Below are 15,387 nucleotides of genomic sequence, written 5' to 3' on the forward strand. Positions count from 1 at the left end.
CTTCTACTCTGCAGGCCAGAGCTGTCGCCCGCCATGAGCGCCTTGCCCGGCCGTCTCACCTTGATCACCGGCCCTAGTGGAGTCGGCAAGGGCACCTTGGTGCAGCGACTGCTGCTACTTCATCCGGAGATCTGGCTATCGATCTCAGCCACCACCCGTGCCCCCCGCACCGGTGAGCTAAATGGTCAGCACTACTTTTTCCTGACTCGCGACGCCTTTGAAGGCCAGGTGGCTGAGGGCGGGTTTTTGGAGTGGGCTGAATTTGCCGGCAACCTTTACGGCACCCCCCGCCAACCGGTGCAGGCCCAGCTAGCTGCAGGCAGGCCCGTGCTGCTTGAGATCGAGCTGGAGGGGGCACGCCAGGTGCGCCAAAGCTTTGCCGAGGCTTTCCAGATTTTTGTCGAACCCCCCAGTTTTGAGGAGCTTGAGCGGCGTATCCGCGGCCGCGGCACCGATAGCGAGGAGGCGATTGGTCGGCGGCTGGAGCGGGCCAAGGTGGAGCTGGCTGCGGCGCCGGAATTTGACGCGGTGCTTGTCAACGGCGAACTGGAGCTGGCCCTGGCCGAGCTGGAGCAGCTGCTGGGCTAGGGCGGCTAGGCACGGGCAAAAAAAAGCGGCCCCCGGGGCCGCGTCTGATCAGAATTGACTGATCAGAGGGGTCTGATCAGTCAATTCTGATCAGAGGGGAAGGAACAGCAAGTCGGGGAAGAAATGGTTGAATTCGATAATTATTACAGCGGTAAGGCCAAACCAGATGGCAGCAAATACCGGAGCGGTGGTGAGGAACTTTTTCATGGTGAAAAATTAGAGATGCATCTAGGACTTGCAGGGCTAAGCAACCCTTAGCGGGGCGAAACCGCTCAGCGAGGGGAAACCGTGACCTTGTCGTCGGATTCGAGCAGCTTGCCGCTGGTGAGCTCGCCGAAGGCGGCCAGGGGCCAGGTGGCTGCTGCCAGGGTGCTCTTAAAAGCCAAAGGCAGATCGATCTGGATCTCCTTCATGGTGGCGTCTTTATCGCCGCGGATGGCGCGCAGGTAGTTGCGACCAGCCCAGCCAATGCAGCCAGCGATGTAGAGGAAGGCGATACCGGGGAGCATGAAATCACCGGCATGGTTCCAGCGACCATCCACGATCAGGTGGGGCAGGCCATCGGCACCGCATACGGACTGGCTGTACATCGCGAAGCGAGCCTTGGCCTGATCGGTTTTGGCGGTAGCAGCGCGCTGCTGGAAGCGGGCGCTCTCGGAGCAGGGGGTCAGCCCTGCCACGTCAGCCTTGGCCGTAGGGGCGAAGCCGAGCAACAAGAAGGCGGAGAGCAGAACCGCGAAAAGTCGGCGGGAGAAAAGACGGCGCATCGGACGCAAGGCCGCGGGGCAGGATGACACTTCTGGACAGTACGGGAGCTGTAGAAGTCCAATGCCACTGGTTCTGGCCCTCGAAACAAGTTGTGACGAGTCGGCGGCAGCGATTGTGCGTGATCAGACGGTGCTCGCCAGTGCCGTCGCCTCCCAGGTGGAGGAGCACGCCCGCTGGGGTGGCGTGGTGCCGGAAATCGCCTCGCGGCGCCACGTCGAGGCCCTGCCCCAGCTGATTGAGCAGGTGTGCCGCGACAGCGGCGTGACCATGGCCGAGCTCGATGGCATCGCCGCCACCGCCGCGCCGGGCCTGGTGGGGGCCCTGCTGGTGGCCTCGGTCACGGGCCGCACCCTGGCGAGGCTGCATGGCAAGCCCTTTGTGGCTGTTCATCACCTGGAAGGTCATCTCTGCTCGGTGCAGCTGGGCGAGCCCCTGCCCCCCGGTCCCTACCTGGTGCTGCTGGTCAGCGGCGGCCACACCGAGTTGTTGCGGGTTGACGGGCCTGGCCGCTATCTCCGCTTGGGCCGCAGCCACGACGATGCCGCCGGCGAAGCTTTCGACAAGGTCTCCCGCCTGCTCGGGCTCGGATACCCGGGTGGTCCGGCGATTGAGGCGGCTGGGCAAAACGGCGACCCCCTTCGCTTTGCCTTGCCCAAGGGCCGGGTGTCGCGGCCGGAGGGCGGCTTTTATCCCTACGACTTCAGTTTCAGCGGCCTCAAGACGGCGATGCTGCGCCAGGTGCGTGCTTTGGAGGCTGAGCACCAGGCGGGCGGCGAGCCGTTGCCGCTGGCTGATCTAGCGGCCAGCTTTGAGCAGGTGGTGGCCCAAGTGTTGGTGGAGCGCAGTTGCCGTTGCGCCCGGGAGCAGGGATTGGGCACGCTGGTGCTGGTGGGTGGCGTGGCCGCCAATCGGCGGCTGCGGCAGCTGTTGGAGCAGCGCTGCGGGCTCGATGGCCTGGCTTGGCGGGTGGCTCCGCTGGCCTACTGCACCGATAACGCCGCCATGATCGGTGTGGCTGGGGCCCAGCGCCTGGCTGGCGGCCAGAGCAGCTGCTTTGACCTGGGCGTGGCTGCCCGGCTGCCCCTGGAGCAAGCCGGCTTGCTTTACGAATCACAACCGTGCTTTTAATTGTCGTAAACTAAAATTCATACGGTATTGGTGCGGCCCGATGATCACCCTCAACCGCGAGCCCGAGCTGCAAGCCACCGTCGATATCGATCAAGTGCCCGACGGGTTTGAGCCAGTGAGTGCCACTGAGCTCAACGCCTGGCGCCGAGGAATTACCCCCCAAGCCGAGATCTGGAACGGCCGGCTGGCAATGGTGGGTCTGTCGGTTGGCTTATCGGTGCTGCTGGTGGCCCGCCTAGCGAGCCACTAGCAAACTTTTGCAGCTTCTCTGTGGTGTCTAGGTGCGACCGCGAAGCGCTTGAGCAAGCTCGTTGGGCTTGAGGCTTTGGGCTAAGGCTTCCTCGGGGGTAACCCGGTGGGCTTCTACCAACTGCTGCAACGACTGATTTGCGGTTTGCATGCCATCGAAAGCGCTGCGCTTCATGATCTCCTCGATCTCGTCGAGTTCGCCTCGCTGGATGTAGTCCTTGCAGGCGTCGGTGTTGATCAAAATGTCGTGATAAGCGGCCCGTTTGCCGTCGGTTGTTTTAAGCAGTCCCTGGGCTATCACGCCGAGCAGTGATTCTGAAACCGCACGCCGGACACTGTCCTGTTCACTGGGGGGATACATGCCTAGCACCCGTTCTACGGTTTTGACGGCGGAGTTTGTGTGCAAGGTGCCAAATACCAAGTGGCCTGTCTGGGAGGCCTCGATGGCTGTGGCCAGGGTCTCTTGATCGCGTATTTCCCCAATCAGGATTACATCGGGATCCTCCCGAAGGGCTGCCCGCAGGGCGTTGTGGAACACCTTGGTGTGCTGACCAACCTCCCGGTGTCGAATCAAAGATTGGCGACTTTCATGTACGAATTCGACCGGATCTTCGATGGTGAGAATATGGCGGCACATGTTGCGATTGATCCAGTCGATCATCGCGGCAAGGGTGGTGCTCTTGCCGGAGCCGGTGGGGCCCGTAACCAGGATCATTCCCTTGGGCCGGGCCGCCAGCTCCTTGAGCACTGGCGGCAGGTTGAGATCTTCCATGGTGGCGATCTTCTGGGGGATTAGCCGCAGCACCATCGCCGGGCCCCGCAACGAATCCAACAGGTTGATGCGCACTCGCACAAAGGAAAAGGCGTGGGAGCCGTCGAATTCCTTCTCGCGTTGGAAGGCGTCGATTTCGACGGGGCTGAGCATCTCTTTCATCCAGCCGCTGAAGGTGGCCGCATCAGTCACTGGCCATCCGGTGCCAGCCATCTCCCCCCGGGCCCGGAAGCGGGGTTGCTCGCCAACTCCCAGGTGCACGTCGGAGTAGCCCCTTTCGTTGGCGATGCGCACGATGCCTTCGAGGCTGTCGGGCTGGCTGCCGTTATCTACCCGGCTGGGGGCAGTTCCAATGTCTGGGGTGGGGGCAGGGGGCGCCGCTGCTGGGGGGAAAGGTGACGGGGGAAGGGGAGAGGGAGGAAAGGGTGAAGTCGTCATCTGCGGTCACCGGTATTTGCCCAGCTTCGCTGCTGCTGCGGCTTCTGTCAGCACCAGCCCCTTTGCTGACGACCTTCGTAGGATCAATTGGTCTGCAACGCTTCGGTGTCCAAGCCCCTTGTCACGATCGTGCTGGGCACCCGTCCGGAGGCCATCAAGCTGGCTCCGGTGATCCGGGCCTTTCAGCAGGCCGACGATTTCCGCACTCGGGTTGTGCTCACCGGCCAGCACCGCGAGATGGTGAGCCAGGTGATGGGTCTTTTTGGCCTGACGGCTGACCACGACCTGGCTCTGATGGCCCCCAAGCAGACCCTCACCCACATCACCTGCGGCGCGCTGCAGGGGCTGAAGCAGGAATTTGGCGAGCATCGTCCCGATCTAGTGCTGGTGCAGGGCGACACCACCACCGCCTTTGCCTCGGCCCTGGCGGCCTTCTACGAGCAGATCCCGGTGGGCCATGTGGAGGCCGGGCTGCGCACCGACAACCTGCTCGATCCCTTCCCGGAGGAGGCCAACCGGCGCCTGATCTCCCAGCTGGCCCAGCTGCACTTCGCCCCCACGGCCCTCTCGGCTGCTAATTGCCGGGCCTCAGGGGTGGTGGGCACGGTGCTGACCACCGGCAACACGGTGATCGACGCCCTGCTGTTGATGGCCGAGCAGGCGCCTCCCTACACCCTGCCTGGCCTCGATTTTGAGAAGCAGCGGGTAATTCTGGCCACGGTGCACCGGCGTGAAAACTGGGGTGAGCGCCTACAGGACATAGGCCGCGGCTTCCGTGAGCTGCTCGAGCGCTATCCCGATACGGCCCTGCTGCTCCCCTTGCATCGCAATCCCACCGTGCGAGAGCCCCTGCAAGCCCTGCTCGGCGACCACCCCCGCGCCTTCCTGGTGGAACCCCTCGATTACGACCAGCTGGTGGCGGCGATGCGCGGCGCCACCTTGGTGTTGAGCGATTCGGGGGGTCTGCAGGAGGAGGCGCCATCGCTGGGTAAGCCGGTGCTGGTACTGCGCCGCACCACGGAGCGCCCCGAGGCTGTGGAGGCGGGCACGGCCAAGCTGATTGGCACCGACAGCGCCGACATCGTGGCCGAGGCCAGCCGCCTGCTCGACAACCCCGAGGCCTATGAGGCCATGGCCCGGGCCCACAATCCCTTTGGCGACGGCCAGGCTTCGGGGCGGATTGTGGATGCTGCCCGCACTTTCCTGGCTGGCTGAGCCTTGGGACCTGAGGCTCAGGGGCGTTTTTTGGCCCAGGGCGGCAGGTCGATGAACACCCGGGTGCCGCTTTTGAGCCCGGAGAGGATTTGGGTGTCCTTGCCGCTGCTGATGCCGAGCTCCACCGGCTGGAAGGTGGGCTGGTTTTTCTTGCCCACCAGCAGAACGCCCGGCCGCCCCGCCTCGGTGACGATCGCCACGGTGGGCACCAGGGTGTCGGCCTGCACCTGACCTGTCTGGAAGCCGACGTCGGCGGTCATGCCGATGCGCAGCTGGGGGGGTTCGCCAATCAAGCGCAGCACCACATCGAAGGAGGTGACGTTGTTGATCTTCACGGCCCGGGGGGTGACACGCTTGACCCGTGCTTCAAAGCTTTTATCGGGAAAGGCATCCACCCGCACCGTGGCGCTCTGGCCTAGCTGCACACGGCCAATGTCGCTTTCCGGCACCTTGGCCACCACCTCCAGGCCCTGGGCTAGCTCCACAATCGAGGAGCTGGTGGCACCGGCGGTGGCCGAGGCGGTGGTGGTGGGTGTCACAAAGGCGCCAGGATCGGCGAAGCGCTGGGTCACCACCCCATCGAACGGCGCCCGCACCACCAGATCGGCGTGCTCCACCTGGCGCGCCTGCAGCCGTTGGCGGCTGGCCTGCATGGCAGCCTGGTCCACCAGGAAGGTGCTGCGCACGCTATTGAAGTCACTGAGGCTGATGGCGTTTTGACCGTAGAGGCTCTCGTTGCGCTCCAGCTCGCTGCGGCTGCGGGCCAGCTGGGCCTGGGCTGAGCGCAACTGGGCCCGCAGCTCGGCGAGCCGCTCGTCGAGGTCGCCTTGATCCATGCGAGCTAGGGCCTGGCCGCGGCCCACTGGGTCGCCCTCCTCCACGTAGAGCTCCTCGATCACCCCCTGCCGTTTGGGGCTGACGTTCACGCGCTTTTCGGCCTCGAGTTCGCCGCTGGCACTCACAACCCCTGGCAGGTCGCCCGCAGCTGCAACAACTGTGTACGGCTCGAGATTGGCCCGGCTGGTGCCGCGCTGCCGCTGCACGAGGCCTATGCCAGCTACGAGCACAAGCCCTGCGGCGGCTGCGGCCCAAAGGCGCCGCCGCTGCCAGGGCCGGCTTGGCGAGCTGGAAATCACCGGCACTGCAGTGGGGGTGGAAATTGGGCTGGGGGCAGATACTTCTATTTTCGCTGCTGGCGCCTCGACCTGGGGCCCGTAGATTTCAGCCATGCTTAAAGCCGGAATCGTCGGTCTGCCCAACGTCGGCAAATCGACCCTGTTCAATGCCCTGGTCGCCAACGCCCAGGCCGAAGCCGCCAACTACCCCTTCTGCACGATTGAGCCGAATTCGGGTGTGGTCTCCGTGCCAGACCCCAGGCTCGATCAGCTGGCTGCCCTCAGCTCCAGCAAGGAGATCATTGCCACCCGGGTGGAGTTTGTCGATATCGCCGGGCTGGTGAAGGGGGCCAGCCAGGGAGAGGGTCTTGGCAACAAGTTTCTGGCCAACATCCGCGAGGTGGACGCAATCGTGCACGTGGTGCGCTGCTTCGAAAACGACGACGTGATCCATGTGAGTGGCTCGGTGGGGCCGGCCCGCGATGCCGAGGTGATCAACCTTGAGCTGGGCCTGGCCGATCTCTCCCAGGTGGAGAAGCGACGCGAGCGGCTCAAGAAGCAGGTGCGCACCAGCAAGGAGGCCCAGCTGGAAGATGCTGCCCTTGAGCGCATCCAGGTGGAGCTGGAGGCCGGCGGTGCCGCCCGCAATGTGGCCATCAGCGATGAGGAGGCCCCGCTGCTCAAGCCCCTGGGGCTGCTCACCGCCAAGCCGATCATCTATGCCACCAACGTCAGCGAAGACGATCTGGCCAGCGGCAACGCCTACTGCGAGGAGGTGGCAGCGCTGGCCCTGAAGGAAGGGGCGGGCACGGTGCGCATCTCGGCCCAGGTGGAGGCCGAATTGATTGAGCTGCCAGAGGAGGATCGCACCGAATTCCTGGCGGGTCTCGGGGTAGGGGAGGGCGGCCTGCAGAGCCTGATCCGCGCCACCTACGACCTGCTGGGGCTGCGCACTTATTTCACAACCGGCGAGAAGGAAACCCGCGCCTGGACTATCCAGGCCGGCATGACCGCCCCCCAGGCCGCTGGCGTGATTCACACCGACTTCGAGCGCGGCTTCATCCGCGCCCAAACCATCGGCTACAAGCAGCTGCTGGAGGCGGGCTCGCTGGTGGAAGCTCGCACCAAGGGCTGGCTGCGGGCTGAAGGCAAGGAATACATCGTTGCAGAAGGTGACGTGATGGAGTTTCTGTTCAACGTGTGAGGGCCCTGCTTCAGCCGCGAGATCAGCCGCGAGATCAGGTGCGAGTGGGCATCCGGGTGTGCTTTATAGCTAGAAGCTGAAGCCGAGCCGGGCGCCCACTCGCACCTGGTCGTTGCCGAGTAGCTGGCCCAGATCCACCAAGCCAGCTGCGTTCGACACGTAGAGATCAAGGATTGTGGAGGGTGAGGCCAGCCAGCGCAGGGCCAGGCTGCCGTTGCTGCCGTTGTCGCCACCGAGGTCTGTTGCGATCACATTCAGCTCAGGGATCAACTGGAAGCGCTCCCCCAGCTGCAGGTTGGCGGCTAGGCCCACCCCCCAGCTGGTGCCGCCACCGCTCCAGGCCACCTTGGGGTTGAGGTGGAAGGCCAGTTTGGGGCTGGCCTCCCAGGTGTTCATGCTTTCAAAGAAGAGGTAGCCCTGCTTGCTGCTCTCGTCTTCGTTGCGGCCCAGGGAGATGCGGCCCGCGGCCCAGATCGGCAGCTCCTTGCTGGGGCGATACACCATCGCCTTGCCGCCGAAGCGCAGGTTGAGGTCGCCATTGCCGGCGTAGGTGTTCACGTAGCTGTTGCGCGGTTCGATGCCGTTGAACACCCCGGCCGCCAGCTGAAATTGGAAGTCGTTAGATACCGAATAACCACCGCCGGCGAAGAGGTTGCCCAGGCTGTCGCCATTGAGCCAGAGCTGGCTGGTGCCGCTGGCGGGGGTGAGGGCGGTGTTGACGCTGAGGCCACCTAGGGCGAGGGAAGCCTGGCGGGCGGTGTAGCGGGGGCTGGGGGAATCGGCCGCGCCGGGGTTGTAGGTGAAGCGGGCGCTGAGCATCGGCTCATTGGGAGCGCTCGGCAGGGCGAGGATGGCGGTGGCAGGGCTGAGGCCAAAGCCGTTGGTGATGCTTCCCTCCAGGCCGATGCGGGGATTGACGGCGATCGAGACGCCGGCCGAGAGGATCGGCACCCGCGAATACACCAGATCGGCATCGAAGCCGTTGTTTCCGGGGCCTAGGGGCAGCATGGCTGAGCCAAACAGCTCCACCTGGTTGCCGAGCCGGTAGTTGGCACCGAAGCCCAGGCTGATGTTGGTGCCGTAGAAGTCACCGGCGCCGCCCTGGTCTTCCCCCTGGCTGCCGGGTAAGAAGCTCACCGCCGGCACAAGCGAGAGCTGCAGGTTGCGGTTGGCTTGCCAGGCCAGGGGCAGGGAGAGGGCCCCCACCCAATTGCGGGTGAACACGTCCTGGCCGGAGGCGTTGAAGATGTTGGGTGTGCCGGCGTCATCGCAGCTCACCGTGCCGCCGCAGCCACTGCCCACGCTGAACAGCTCCAGGGCGCCTTCGGCGGCGAGCTGCCAGCTGCCGGCGCCCTCGCCCTGGCCGGCTAGGCGGGCGCGCAGGCTGCCGCCGTACACCGTCTAGAGGTTGGCGGGCTGGGCGGGCCGGCTGGGGATAGACGCGTAGAGGGGGTCATCGGCGTAGGTGTAGTAGGCCGAGGCCATCAGCGCCGGGGTGAGCCCGTAATCGAAGCGTGCGCCGTAGTTTTGGTTGCCGGTGCCGTTGGCGGCGCCGCCATCGCCCGGGCTCACCTGCTGGAAGCTGAGTTGGCCAAAGGCCTCGGGAATCAGGCTGGCGGTGGGCAGCTGGCCGAGGCGCAGCAGGGGGAGGTAGTCGCCGCGGCTGGGCAGCTGGGTGGCGAGCAGATCCTGCACCTGGGCCAGGCTGAGCAGGGGCGGGGCGGCTTCTTTAGAGGTGGGAGGCGCGATTACCTCGTGGGCGGGCACCAGCTGCCAGGGCCGCAGGCCGGGGGATTGGGGATCGGCGGGGTTGAGCATTTTCCAGCCGGGGCTGGCTGCGGGGGCGGTGGGGCTATCGCGCCACTGCGGCGGCAGAGCAGGGGGCTCGGGCGGGGGCTCGACCGGGCCCCATTGCAGGGCCAGGGCAGCCGGTGCCTGACAGGCCACAAGGGCCGTAAGGCAGCTGCGGTAGAGACCCACCCTGGGGGTCATGTGTCAATCCAGTTGAACCAGCGGCGCCGCAGCTTGCTGGCTTGCACCCGGCAGGCCCCGAGGAAGCTTTTCGGGCTTGTTTCGGCGGTGGATTCAGCATCGCTGTCCGCATCGCCACCGGCGTAATACGAATAGGAGCTGCGCTGGTCATAGACGCCCTAGCCATAGCCATAGCCATAGCCTTTTTTGGAGCCGTAACCGTATTTGTAGCGATTGCCGTAGCCGTAGGAGGCCCTGTGTTCGCTCTCTTCGGTGAGGGCATTGGTGACCACCCCCAGCAGTTGGGCGCCGGAGCTGCGCACGCGGCTGATCGCTTCTTTGGGCAGATTGCGGTCGACCTGATCGAGGCTCACCAGGAGGATTAAGCCATCCACATGCTGGGCCACCAGGGGCGCGTCGGCGAGGCCGAGCACGGGTGGCGTGTCGTAGAGCACGATGTCGAATTGGTCGGATTCGGCCAACTCGGTCACCAGCTGCTGCATGCGCTTGGAGCTGAGCAGGCGGGTGGTGTCGGGTGGGCGGGTACCGGCCGTGATCACGCTCCAGTTGTCGTAGCCCTGCACAGGCTGCAGCACATCACGCCAATCCAGATTGGCTTCGGTGAGCAGGTTGCTGAGGCCGGTGAGGTTGTTGAGGCCGAGGCGGTGGTGCAGCTGTGGTTTGCGCATGTCGGCATCCACCAGCAGCACCCGCTGACCCATTTCCGAGAGGGTTTTGGCCAGCAGGGCATTCACCAGGGTTTTGCCTTCTGCCGGCAGGGTGCTGGTGAGGGCCAGGGAGCGCAGGGGCTTGTCGCTGCTGAGGAAGCGGATGCTGGTGAAGAGGTTGCGGAAGGCTTCTTGGTAGAAGAAACGCTGGTAGCCCGATAGGGCGGGCTTCTCGGGGCTGCCGCCAATGGCACCGCTGGCAGGGCTTTCTGCGGAACTCTCGGAGGAGCTCTCGGCAGAAGGCTGCTTGGAGCTGCTGCGATCGAGCTCCTGCAGCAGGAAGCGCTTGTCTTCCCGCACCCCTTGGAAGAAGGCCACGTGGGGAATGTGGCCCAGCAGGGCCTCGCCCAGCTCTTCCTTCACTTCGCGGGGATTGCGGAAGCCGTGGTCGAGCCTGTCGCGCAGAAGCCCAGCACCCACCCCAGCCACAACGCCCAGCATCAGGCCATTGAGCAGACCCTTCCTCAGGCTTGGCTCCTCGGGATAGCCATTCACCTGGGGCGGGGCGATCAGCTTCCAGGGCAGGGTGTTCTGAGCTTGTTCCAGCTGGAAGGTGGCCCGGGTGCTTAGGAAGCTAGCGAGGTTGTCTTGAGCCACCTTCAGCTGCTGCTGGCACTCTTCGTAGTCTTTGATGAGATTGGGCTGCTTGAGAAAGCGACGATTAAGCAGCAACTCCTTTTCAACACCGCCACCCCCCATGCCCGCCTCCCTCCCCCGCAACCTGATCACCGGCGGTGCCGGTTTTGTGGGCTCGCACCTGGTGGACCGGCTGATGGCGGCCGGCGAGGAGGTGATCTGCCTCGACAACTACTTCACTGGCCGCAAAGCCAACATCGCCCAATGGATCGGCCATCCGCGCTTTGAGCTGATCCGCCACGACGTCACCGAACCGATCAAGCTCGAGGTGGACCGGATCTGGCACCTGGCCTGCCCGGCTTCGCCGGTGCACTACCAGCACAACCCGATCAAGACCGCCAAAACCAGCTTCCTGGGCACCTACAACATGCTGGGCCTGGCGAGGCGGGTGGGGGCGCGGCTGCTGCTGGCCAGCACCAGTGAGGTGTATGGCGATCCGGAGGTGCACCCCCAGCCCGAGAGCTACCGGGGCTGCGTAAACACGATTGGCATTCGCAGCTGCTACGACGAGGGCAAGCGGATCGCCGAAACGCTGTGCTTTGACTACCGGCGCATGCATGGCACCGAGATTCGCGTGGCGCGGATCTTCAATACCTATGGGCCAAGGATGCTGCCCGATGACGGCCGGGTGGTGAGCAACTTCATCGTGCAGGCCCTGCGCGGTGAACCGCTCACCCTTTATGGCGATGGCAGCCAGACCCGCAGCTTTTGTTATGTGGATGATCTGGTGGAGGGCCTGATCCGGCTGATGAACGGCAGCCACACCGGCCCGATCAATATCGGCAACCCCGGTGAATTCACGATCCGCCAGCTGGCCGAGCTGGTGCGCGCGCGCATCAACCCCGAGCTGCCGCTCACCTGTGAACCGCTGCCGGCGGATGATCCCCTGCAACGTCAACCTGTGATCGAGCTGGCGCAACAGGAGCTGGGCTGGCAGCCGACGGTGGCGCTGGAGCAGGGGCTGGAGCCCACGATCGCTTACTTCCGCGAGGCGCTCGGCGCATGATCCGCTCCATCTGCTGCATCGGCGCTGGCTACGTGGGCGGTCCCACGATGGCGGTGATCGCCGATCGCTGCCCCGGCATTCAGGTCACGGTGGTGGACCTTAACGCCGAGCGCATCGCCGCCTGGAACGATCTCGACCTCAGCCAGTTGCCCGTCTATGAGCCGGGGCTTGATGCGCTGGTGGGCCGGGCGCGGGGCCGCAACCTCCACTTCAGCACGGCGGTGGAAGCGGCGATCGCCGGGGCCGACATGGTGTTCCTCTCGGTGAACACGCCCACCAAAACCAAGGGTGTGGGTGCGGGCCAGGCCAGCGACCTGCGCTGGATCGAGGCCTCAGCCCGCCAGGTGGCCGCCTGCGCCCAGGGCCACACGATCGTGGTGGAAAAGAGCACCCTGCCGGTGCGCACCGCTGAAACGGTGCAAACGATCCTTAGTGCCGTGCCAGCGGCCGAGGGCAAAACGTTTTCAGTGCTCTCCAATCCGGAGTTTCTGGCGGAGGGCACGGCCATAGCCGATCTGCAGGCGCCGGATCGGGTGCTGATCGGCGGTGAAGATCCAACGGCGATCGAGGCGCTGGCGGCGATCTACAGCCAGTGGGTGCCGGCCGAACGCATCCTGCGCACCAATCTCTGGAGCTCAGAGCTCTCCAAACTCACCGCCAACGCCTTTTTGGCCCAGCGGATCAGCTCGATCAATGCAATCGCGGCCATCTGTGAGGCCACGGGTGCCGACGTGGGCGAGGTGGCCAAGGCGATCGGGGCCGACAGCCGGATTGGTGCCAAGTTTCTCAAGGCAGGCCCCGGTTTTGGCGGCAGCTGCTTCCAGAAAGACATCCTGAATTTGGTGTACCTCTGCGGCCACTACGGCCTGCACGAGGTGGCGGCCTACTGGCAGCAGGTGGTGACGCTCAACACCTGGCAGCAGCAGCGCATCGCCCGCTTGGTGGTGAACAGGTTGTTTGGCACCGTGAGCGGCAAGCGCATTGGGGTGCTGGGCTTTGCCTTTAAGGCCGACACCAACGACACCCGCGAATCGCCGGCGATCCGCATCTGCCGGGATCTGCTCGAGGAGGGGGCGGTGCTGCAGATCGTGGATCCCAAAGTGAGCGAGCGCCAGCTGGAGCAGGACCTGGGTCAGCCCTCCGGTGATTGCGATGGCGCCGGGTGCTGGCACCAAGTGCCAGAGGTGCAGCAGGCGGCCCGTGGCGCCGATGCCCTGCTGCTGCTCACCGAATGGCAGGAGTTTGCCCAGATCGACTGGGCGGCGGTGGGGGAGCTGATGCGGCGGCCGGCTTGGCTGTTCGATGCGCGGGCCAAGGCCGATGCGGCGGCGGCGCGAGCGGCGGGGCTGCAGGTGTGGACCGTGGGCGAGGGCTGATCGAGCGGCTGGCCGCCAACCCCACCTGAACCCAAACCAGCCGAGACAGCCACCGCTACGTGGGTCATCTAACCAACCCTCCACAAGATGCGCAGTCTCAACGTGGCGCAGGCCAAAGCCCAGCTTTCGGCGGGCTTTGATCTGGAATCTTTTTGGGCTGCCACCAGGGCCCAACCCCTGCACAAAGGAATTGATATCGCCAGCATGCGGGAGGGGGCTCGCTATTGAGGCGCCTTTACCTCGACACCTCCCTGTTGGTGGCGGCTCTGGTCCACGAAGCAGCCCAGGAAGCCTGGGACAGGTTTGGGGTGTTGCGTGAGCAACGCCTAAACACCCTGCCGCTGGCAGCCGAGGATTTTGAGGCCGCCGCCCGGCTCTGTCTGACCCAAGCGCCGCCTCTGCGGGCAGGGGATGCCCTGCATCTGGCTCTCTGCCAACGGCTAAACCTGCAACTGGCCAGCTTTGACCGCGGCCTGTGCAAGGCCGCTGCCCATTACCAAGTCGATCACGAGCAGCTCCTGATCTGATCCCACTGTCGAAGCGTCACCCCCATCTTGTGTCTCCAACCAAGGAACTCGTAAGCCGCTGAACTGAACGCCTCATTCGCAACGCCTAGTTCCCCCCTGTCATTTGCAAGTGTGCAGGAGTCTGTACTGAACCTCGATAGCTCTGATGCGCCGCGGCTTCTGGCTTTCAGCAGCCCAACCACCTAGTGGGCCTCCCCCCGACCCCCCATGCCCCCGGTTCCCCAACGCATCCTGGTCACCGGTGGTGCGGGCTTCATCGGCAGCCACACCTGCCTGGTGCTGCTGGAGGCCGGCCGGCATTTGGTGGTGCTCGACAACTTCAGCAACAGCTGCCGAGAGAGCCTGCGGCGGGTGGTGGAGCTGGTGGGCGGGGATGCCGCCGAGCGGCTCACGGTGGTGGAGGGCGACATCCGCCAGGCGGACGATCTGGAGCGCGCCTTCAACGCCCTTGGCGCGCAGGGCTCGATTGAAGCGGTGGTGCATTTCGCTGGGCTGAAGGCGGTTGCGGAATCGGTGGCGGAGCCGCTTCGCTATTGGGATGTGAATGTGGGCGGCACGGTTCAGCTGCTCAAGGCGATGGCGGCCCATGGCTTCCGCAGCCTGGTGTTCAGCAGCAGCGCCACTGTGTACGGCATGCCGGAGCATATCCCCATTGCGGAAACGGCAGCTATCCAGCCGATCAATCCCTACGGGCGCACCAAGGTGGCGGTGGAACAGCTGCTGGCCGACCTGGAGGCCAGTGCGAGGCTCAGTGATGGAGCGGGCTGGCGACTGGCGCGGCTGCGCTACTTCAATCCGGTGGGGGCCCATCCCAGCGGACGGATCGGTGAGGATCCGCTGGGGGTGCCGAGCAACCTGTTTCCGCTGCTAAGCCAGGTGGCCCTCGGCCGCCGCGCGACTCTGGATTTGTTTGGCGATGACTGGCCCACGGCGGATGGGAGCGGTGAGCGGGATTTCATTCATGTGATGGATCTGGCCGATGGCCACCTGGCGGCGCTCGACTATCTGCATGGCAGCGAAGCCGACCTGCTCACGCTCAACCTGGGCAGCGGCCATGGTCATACCGTGCGGCAGGCCGTCTCTGCTTATGAACAGGCATCAGGCAGGACCATCGCGATCCGCGTGGTGGCGCGGCGTGAGGGTGATGCCGCCCGCAGCGTGGCCGATCCCAGCGCCGCGGCGCGCACCTTGAACTGGCGCTGCCGGCGGTCGCTTGAGCAGATGTGCCGCGACAGTTGGCACTGGCAGTGCCAAAACCCCCAGGGCTACAAATCCCAACCCTGCATTGACTCCCTCTCTGATCAGCCGCCTTCGTTGAACGTCAACTGATGTCACTTAAATTGAGCCAGCAGCCCTGGCTTCGGAACCTCGCCAAGCAGTATCTGGGGGCAGTGCTCACGCCCCTGCTCAGCCAGGAGCCTGCGGCCCAGTTGATCCGCCAAACTGCTCGGCAGCAGTGGCGGCTGCTGGCCGTGAACCTGGCCAGCAGCCTGGCAGCAATTGGTTTGTGAGTCGCCACGGCTTAGAGCACTCGTTCAACGTGCTCTATTCCGGCAACCAGGGCCGTTGCCACGACCTGGTCACCCTGCTCGGTGCGGCCCTGCTGCTTAAGGACGAGCCCAGCTTCCAGTTTCTGTTTATCGGTAAAGGGCCCCAGCACCAGCGG

Annotated in this window: 18 protein-coding genes; 11 read left to right on the forward strand and 7 right to left on the reverse strand. The window is 64.9% G+C overall.

All coding sequences use genetic code 11. The annotated features are described in order from the left end of the window. The first annotated feature begins 33 nt into the window (after positions 1-33). On the forward strand, positions 34-588 hold the full coding sequence (gene gmk / locus KBY72_RS04635; RefSeq protein WP_254960175.1) for a guanylate kinase: 555 nt from the start codon (positions 34-36) through the stop codon (positions 586-588). 90 nt (positions 589-678) lie between these two features. Here the strand turns inward: gmk and KBY72_RS04640 are convergent, their stop codons facing one another. Together KBY72_RS04640 and KBY72_RS04645 are read right to left on the reverse strand one after the other, a co-directional pair. Continuing rightward, complete coding sequence (locus KBY72_RS04640; RefSeq protein ID WP_106501463.1) at positions 679-795, reverse strand: Photosystem I reaction center subunit IX; 117 nt, start codon at positions 793-795, stop codon at positions 679-681. A 65-nt stretch (positions 796-860) separates the two neighbouring features. Further along, positions 861-1,355, reverse strand: a complete 495-nt coding sequence (locus tag KBY72_RS04645) for a Photosystem I reaction center subunit III (protein WP_254960268.1) — start codon at positions 1,353-1,355, stop codon at positions 861-863. Between the two features lie 61 nt (positions 1,356-1,416). On the opposite strand from KBY72_RS04645, the gene tsaD reads away from it, so the two are divergent. Both tsaD and KBY72_RS04655 read left to right on the forward strand, forming a co-directional pair. Next, on the forward strand, positions 1,417-2,484 hold the full coding sequence (gene tsaD / locus KBY72_RS04650; RefSeq protein ID WP_254960176.1) for a tRNA (adenosine(37)-N6)-threonylcarbamoyltransferase complex transferase subunit TsaD: 1,068 nt from the start codon (positions 1,417-1,419) through the stop codon (positions 2,482-2,484). Positions 2,485-2,524: 40 nt separating this feature from the next. After that, positions 2,525-2,734 (forward strand): chlorophyll a/b-binding protein, encoded by a 210-nt coding sequence (locus KBY72_RS04655; RefSeq protein WP_254960177.1) that lies wholly within the window; start codon positions 2,525-2,527, stop codon positions 2,732-2,734. 27 nt (positions 2,735-2,761) lie between these two features. On the opposite strand, the gene KBY72_RS04660 is transcribed toward KBY72_RS04655, so the two are convergent. Then, positions 2,762-3,943 carry a type IV pilus twitching motility protein PilT gene (locus tag KBY72_RS04660; RefSeq protein ID WP_254960178.1) on the reverse strand — a complete coding sequence of 394 codons (1,182 nt, stop codon included), beginning with the start codon at positions 3,941-3,943 and terminating at the stop codon, positions 2,762-2,764. Positions 3,944-4,048: 105 nt separating this feature from the next. Between KBY72_RS04660 and wecB the strand changes: the two genes are divergently transcribed. Then, on the forward strand, positions 4,049-5,158 hold the full coding sequence (gene wecB / locus KBY72_RS04665) for a non-hydrolyzing UDP-N-acetylglucosamine 2-epimerase (protein ID WP_254960180.1): 1,110 nt from the start codon (positions 4,049-4,051) through the stop codon (positions 5,156-5,158). Positions 5,159-5,175: 17 nt separating this feature from the next. Here the strand turns inward: wecB and KBY72_RS04670 are convergent, their stop codons facing one another. Next, complete coding sequence (locus KBY72_RS04670) at positions 5,176-6,387, reverse strand: efflux RND transporter periplasmic adaptor subunit (protein WP_254960181.1); 1,212 nt, start codon at positions 6,385-6,387, stop codon at positions 5,176-5,178. Between KBY72_RS04670 and ychF the strand changes: the two genes are divergently transcribed. Then, the gene (gene ychF, locus KBY72_RS04675) at positions 6,386-7,477 is read left to right on the forward strand and encodes a redox-regulated ATPase YchF (RefSeq protein WP_254930815.1); all 1,092 of its coding nucleotides are present in this window, start codon (positions 6,386-6,388) and stop codon (positions 7,475-7,477) included. The two genes, KBY72_RS04670 and ychF, sit on opposite strands and share 2 nt — an antisense overlap. A 69-nt stretch (positions 7,478-7,546) precedes the next feature. Here the strand turns inward: ychF and KBY72_RS04680 are convergent, their stop codons facing one another. The 3 genes from KBY72_RS04680 to KBY72_RS04690 form a co-directional block, all read right to left on the reverse strand. Next, the gene (locus tag KBY72_RS04680) at positions 7,547-8,875 is read right to left on the reverse strand and encodes a hypothetical protein (protein ID WP_254993146.1); all 1,329 of its coding nucleotides are present in this window, start codon (positions 8,873-8,875) and stop codon (positions 7,547-7,549) included. A gap of 3 nt (positions 8,876-8,878) precedes the next feature. Beyond that, positions 8,879-9,469: a hypothetical protein gene (locus tag KBY72_RS04685; RefSeq protein ID WP_254993147.1), complete on the reverse strand. Its 591-nt coding sequence runs from the start codon at positions 9,467-9,469 to the stop codon at positions 8,879-8,881. 158 nt (positions 9,470-9,627) lie between these two features. Continuing rightward, positions 9,628-10,875 carry a polysaccharide biosynthesis tyrosine autokinase gene (locus KBY72_RS04690; protein WP_254993148.1) on the reverse strand — a complete coding sequence of 416 codons (1,248 nt, stop codon included), beginning with the start codon at positions 10,873-10,875 and terminating at the stop codon, positions 9,628-9,630. On the opposite strand from KBY72_RS04690, the gene KBY72_RS04695 reads away from it, so the two are divergent. The 6 genes from KBY72_RS04695 (at position 10,874) to KBY72_RS04720 (ending at position 15,232) form a co-directional block, all read left to right on the forward strand. Further along, positions 10,874-11,818 carry a UDP-glucuronic acid decarboxylase family protein gene (locus KBY72_RS04695; protein ID WP_254930818.1) on the forward strand — a complete coding sequence of 315 codons (945 nt, stop codon included), beginning with the start codon at positions 10,874-10,876 and terminating at the stop codon, positions 11,816-11,818. The two genes, KBY72_RS04690 and KBY72_RS04695, sit on opposite strands and share 2 nt — an antisense overlap. Further along, positions 11,815-13,194 carry a nucleotide sugar dehydrogenase gene (locus KBY72_RS04700; RefSeq protein WP_254993149.1) on the forward strand — a complete coding sequence of 460 codons (1,380 nt, stop codon included), beginning with the start codon at positions 11,815-11,817 and terminating at the stop codon, positions 13,192-13,194. Before KBY72_RS04695 ends, KBY72_RS04700 begins: the two co-directional genes overlap by 4 nt. Before the next feature lie 87 nt (positions 13,195-13,281). Further along, positions 13,282-13,422, forward strand: coding sequence for a hypothetical protein (locus tag KBY72_RS04705; protein WP_254930820.1), 141 nt, complete (start codon positions 13,282-13,284; stop codon positions 13,420-13,422). Continuing rightward, positions 13,419-13,721, forward strand: coding sequence for a PIN domain-containing protein (locus KBY72_RS04710; protein ID WP_254993150.1), 303 nt, complete (start codon positions 13,419-13,421; stop codon positions 13,719-13,721). Before KBY72_RS04705 ends, KBY72_RS04710 begins: the two co-directional genes overlap by 4 nt. 207 nt (positions 13,722-13,928) lie before the next feature. Beyond that, positions 13,929-15,050 carry a UDP-glucose 4-epimerase GalE gene (gene galE / locus KBY72_RS04715; RefSeq protein WP_254930822.1) on the forward strand — a complete coding sequence of 374 codons (1,122 nt, stop codon included), beginning with the start codon at positions 13,929-13,931 and terminating at the stop codon, positions 15,048-15,050. After that, positions 15,050-15,232: a hypothetical protein gene (locus KBY72_RS04720; protein WP_254993152.1), complete on the forward strand. Its 183-nt coding sequence runs from the start codon at positions 15,050-15,052 to the stop codon at positions 15,230-15,232. Before galE ends, KBY72_RS04720 begins: the two co-directional genes overlap by 1 nt. Positions 15,233-15,387: the final 155 nt, after the last annotated feature.

The sequence above is a fragment of the Cyanobium sp. BA5m-21 genome (genome assembly GCF_024346235.1).
Taxonomy (GTDB): Bacteria; Cyanobacteriota; Cyanobacteriia; order PCC-6307; family Cyanobiaceae; genus Cyanobium_A; species Cyanobium_A usitatum.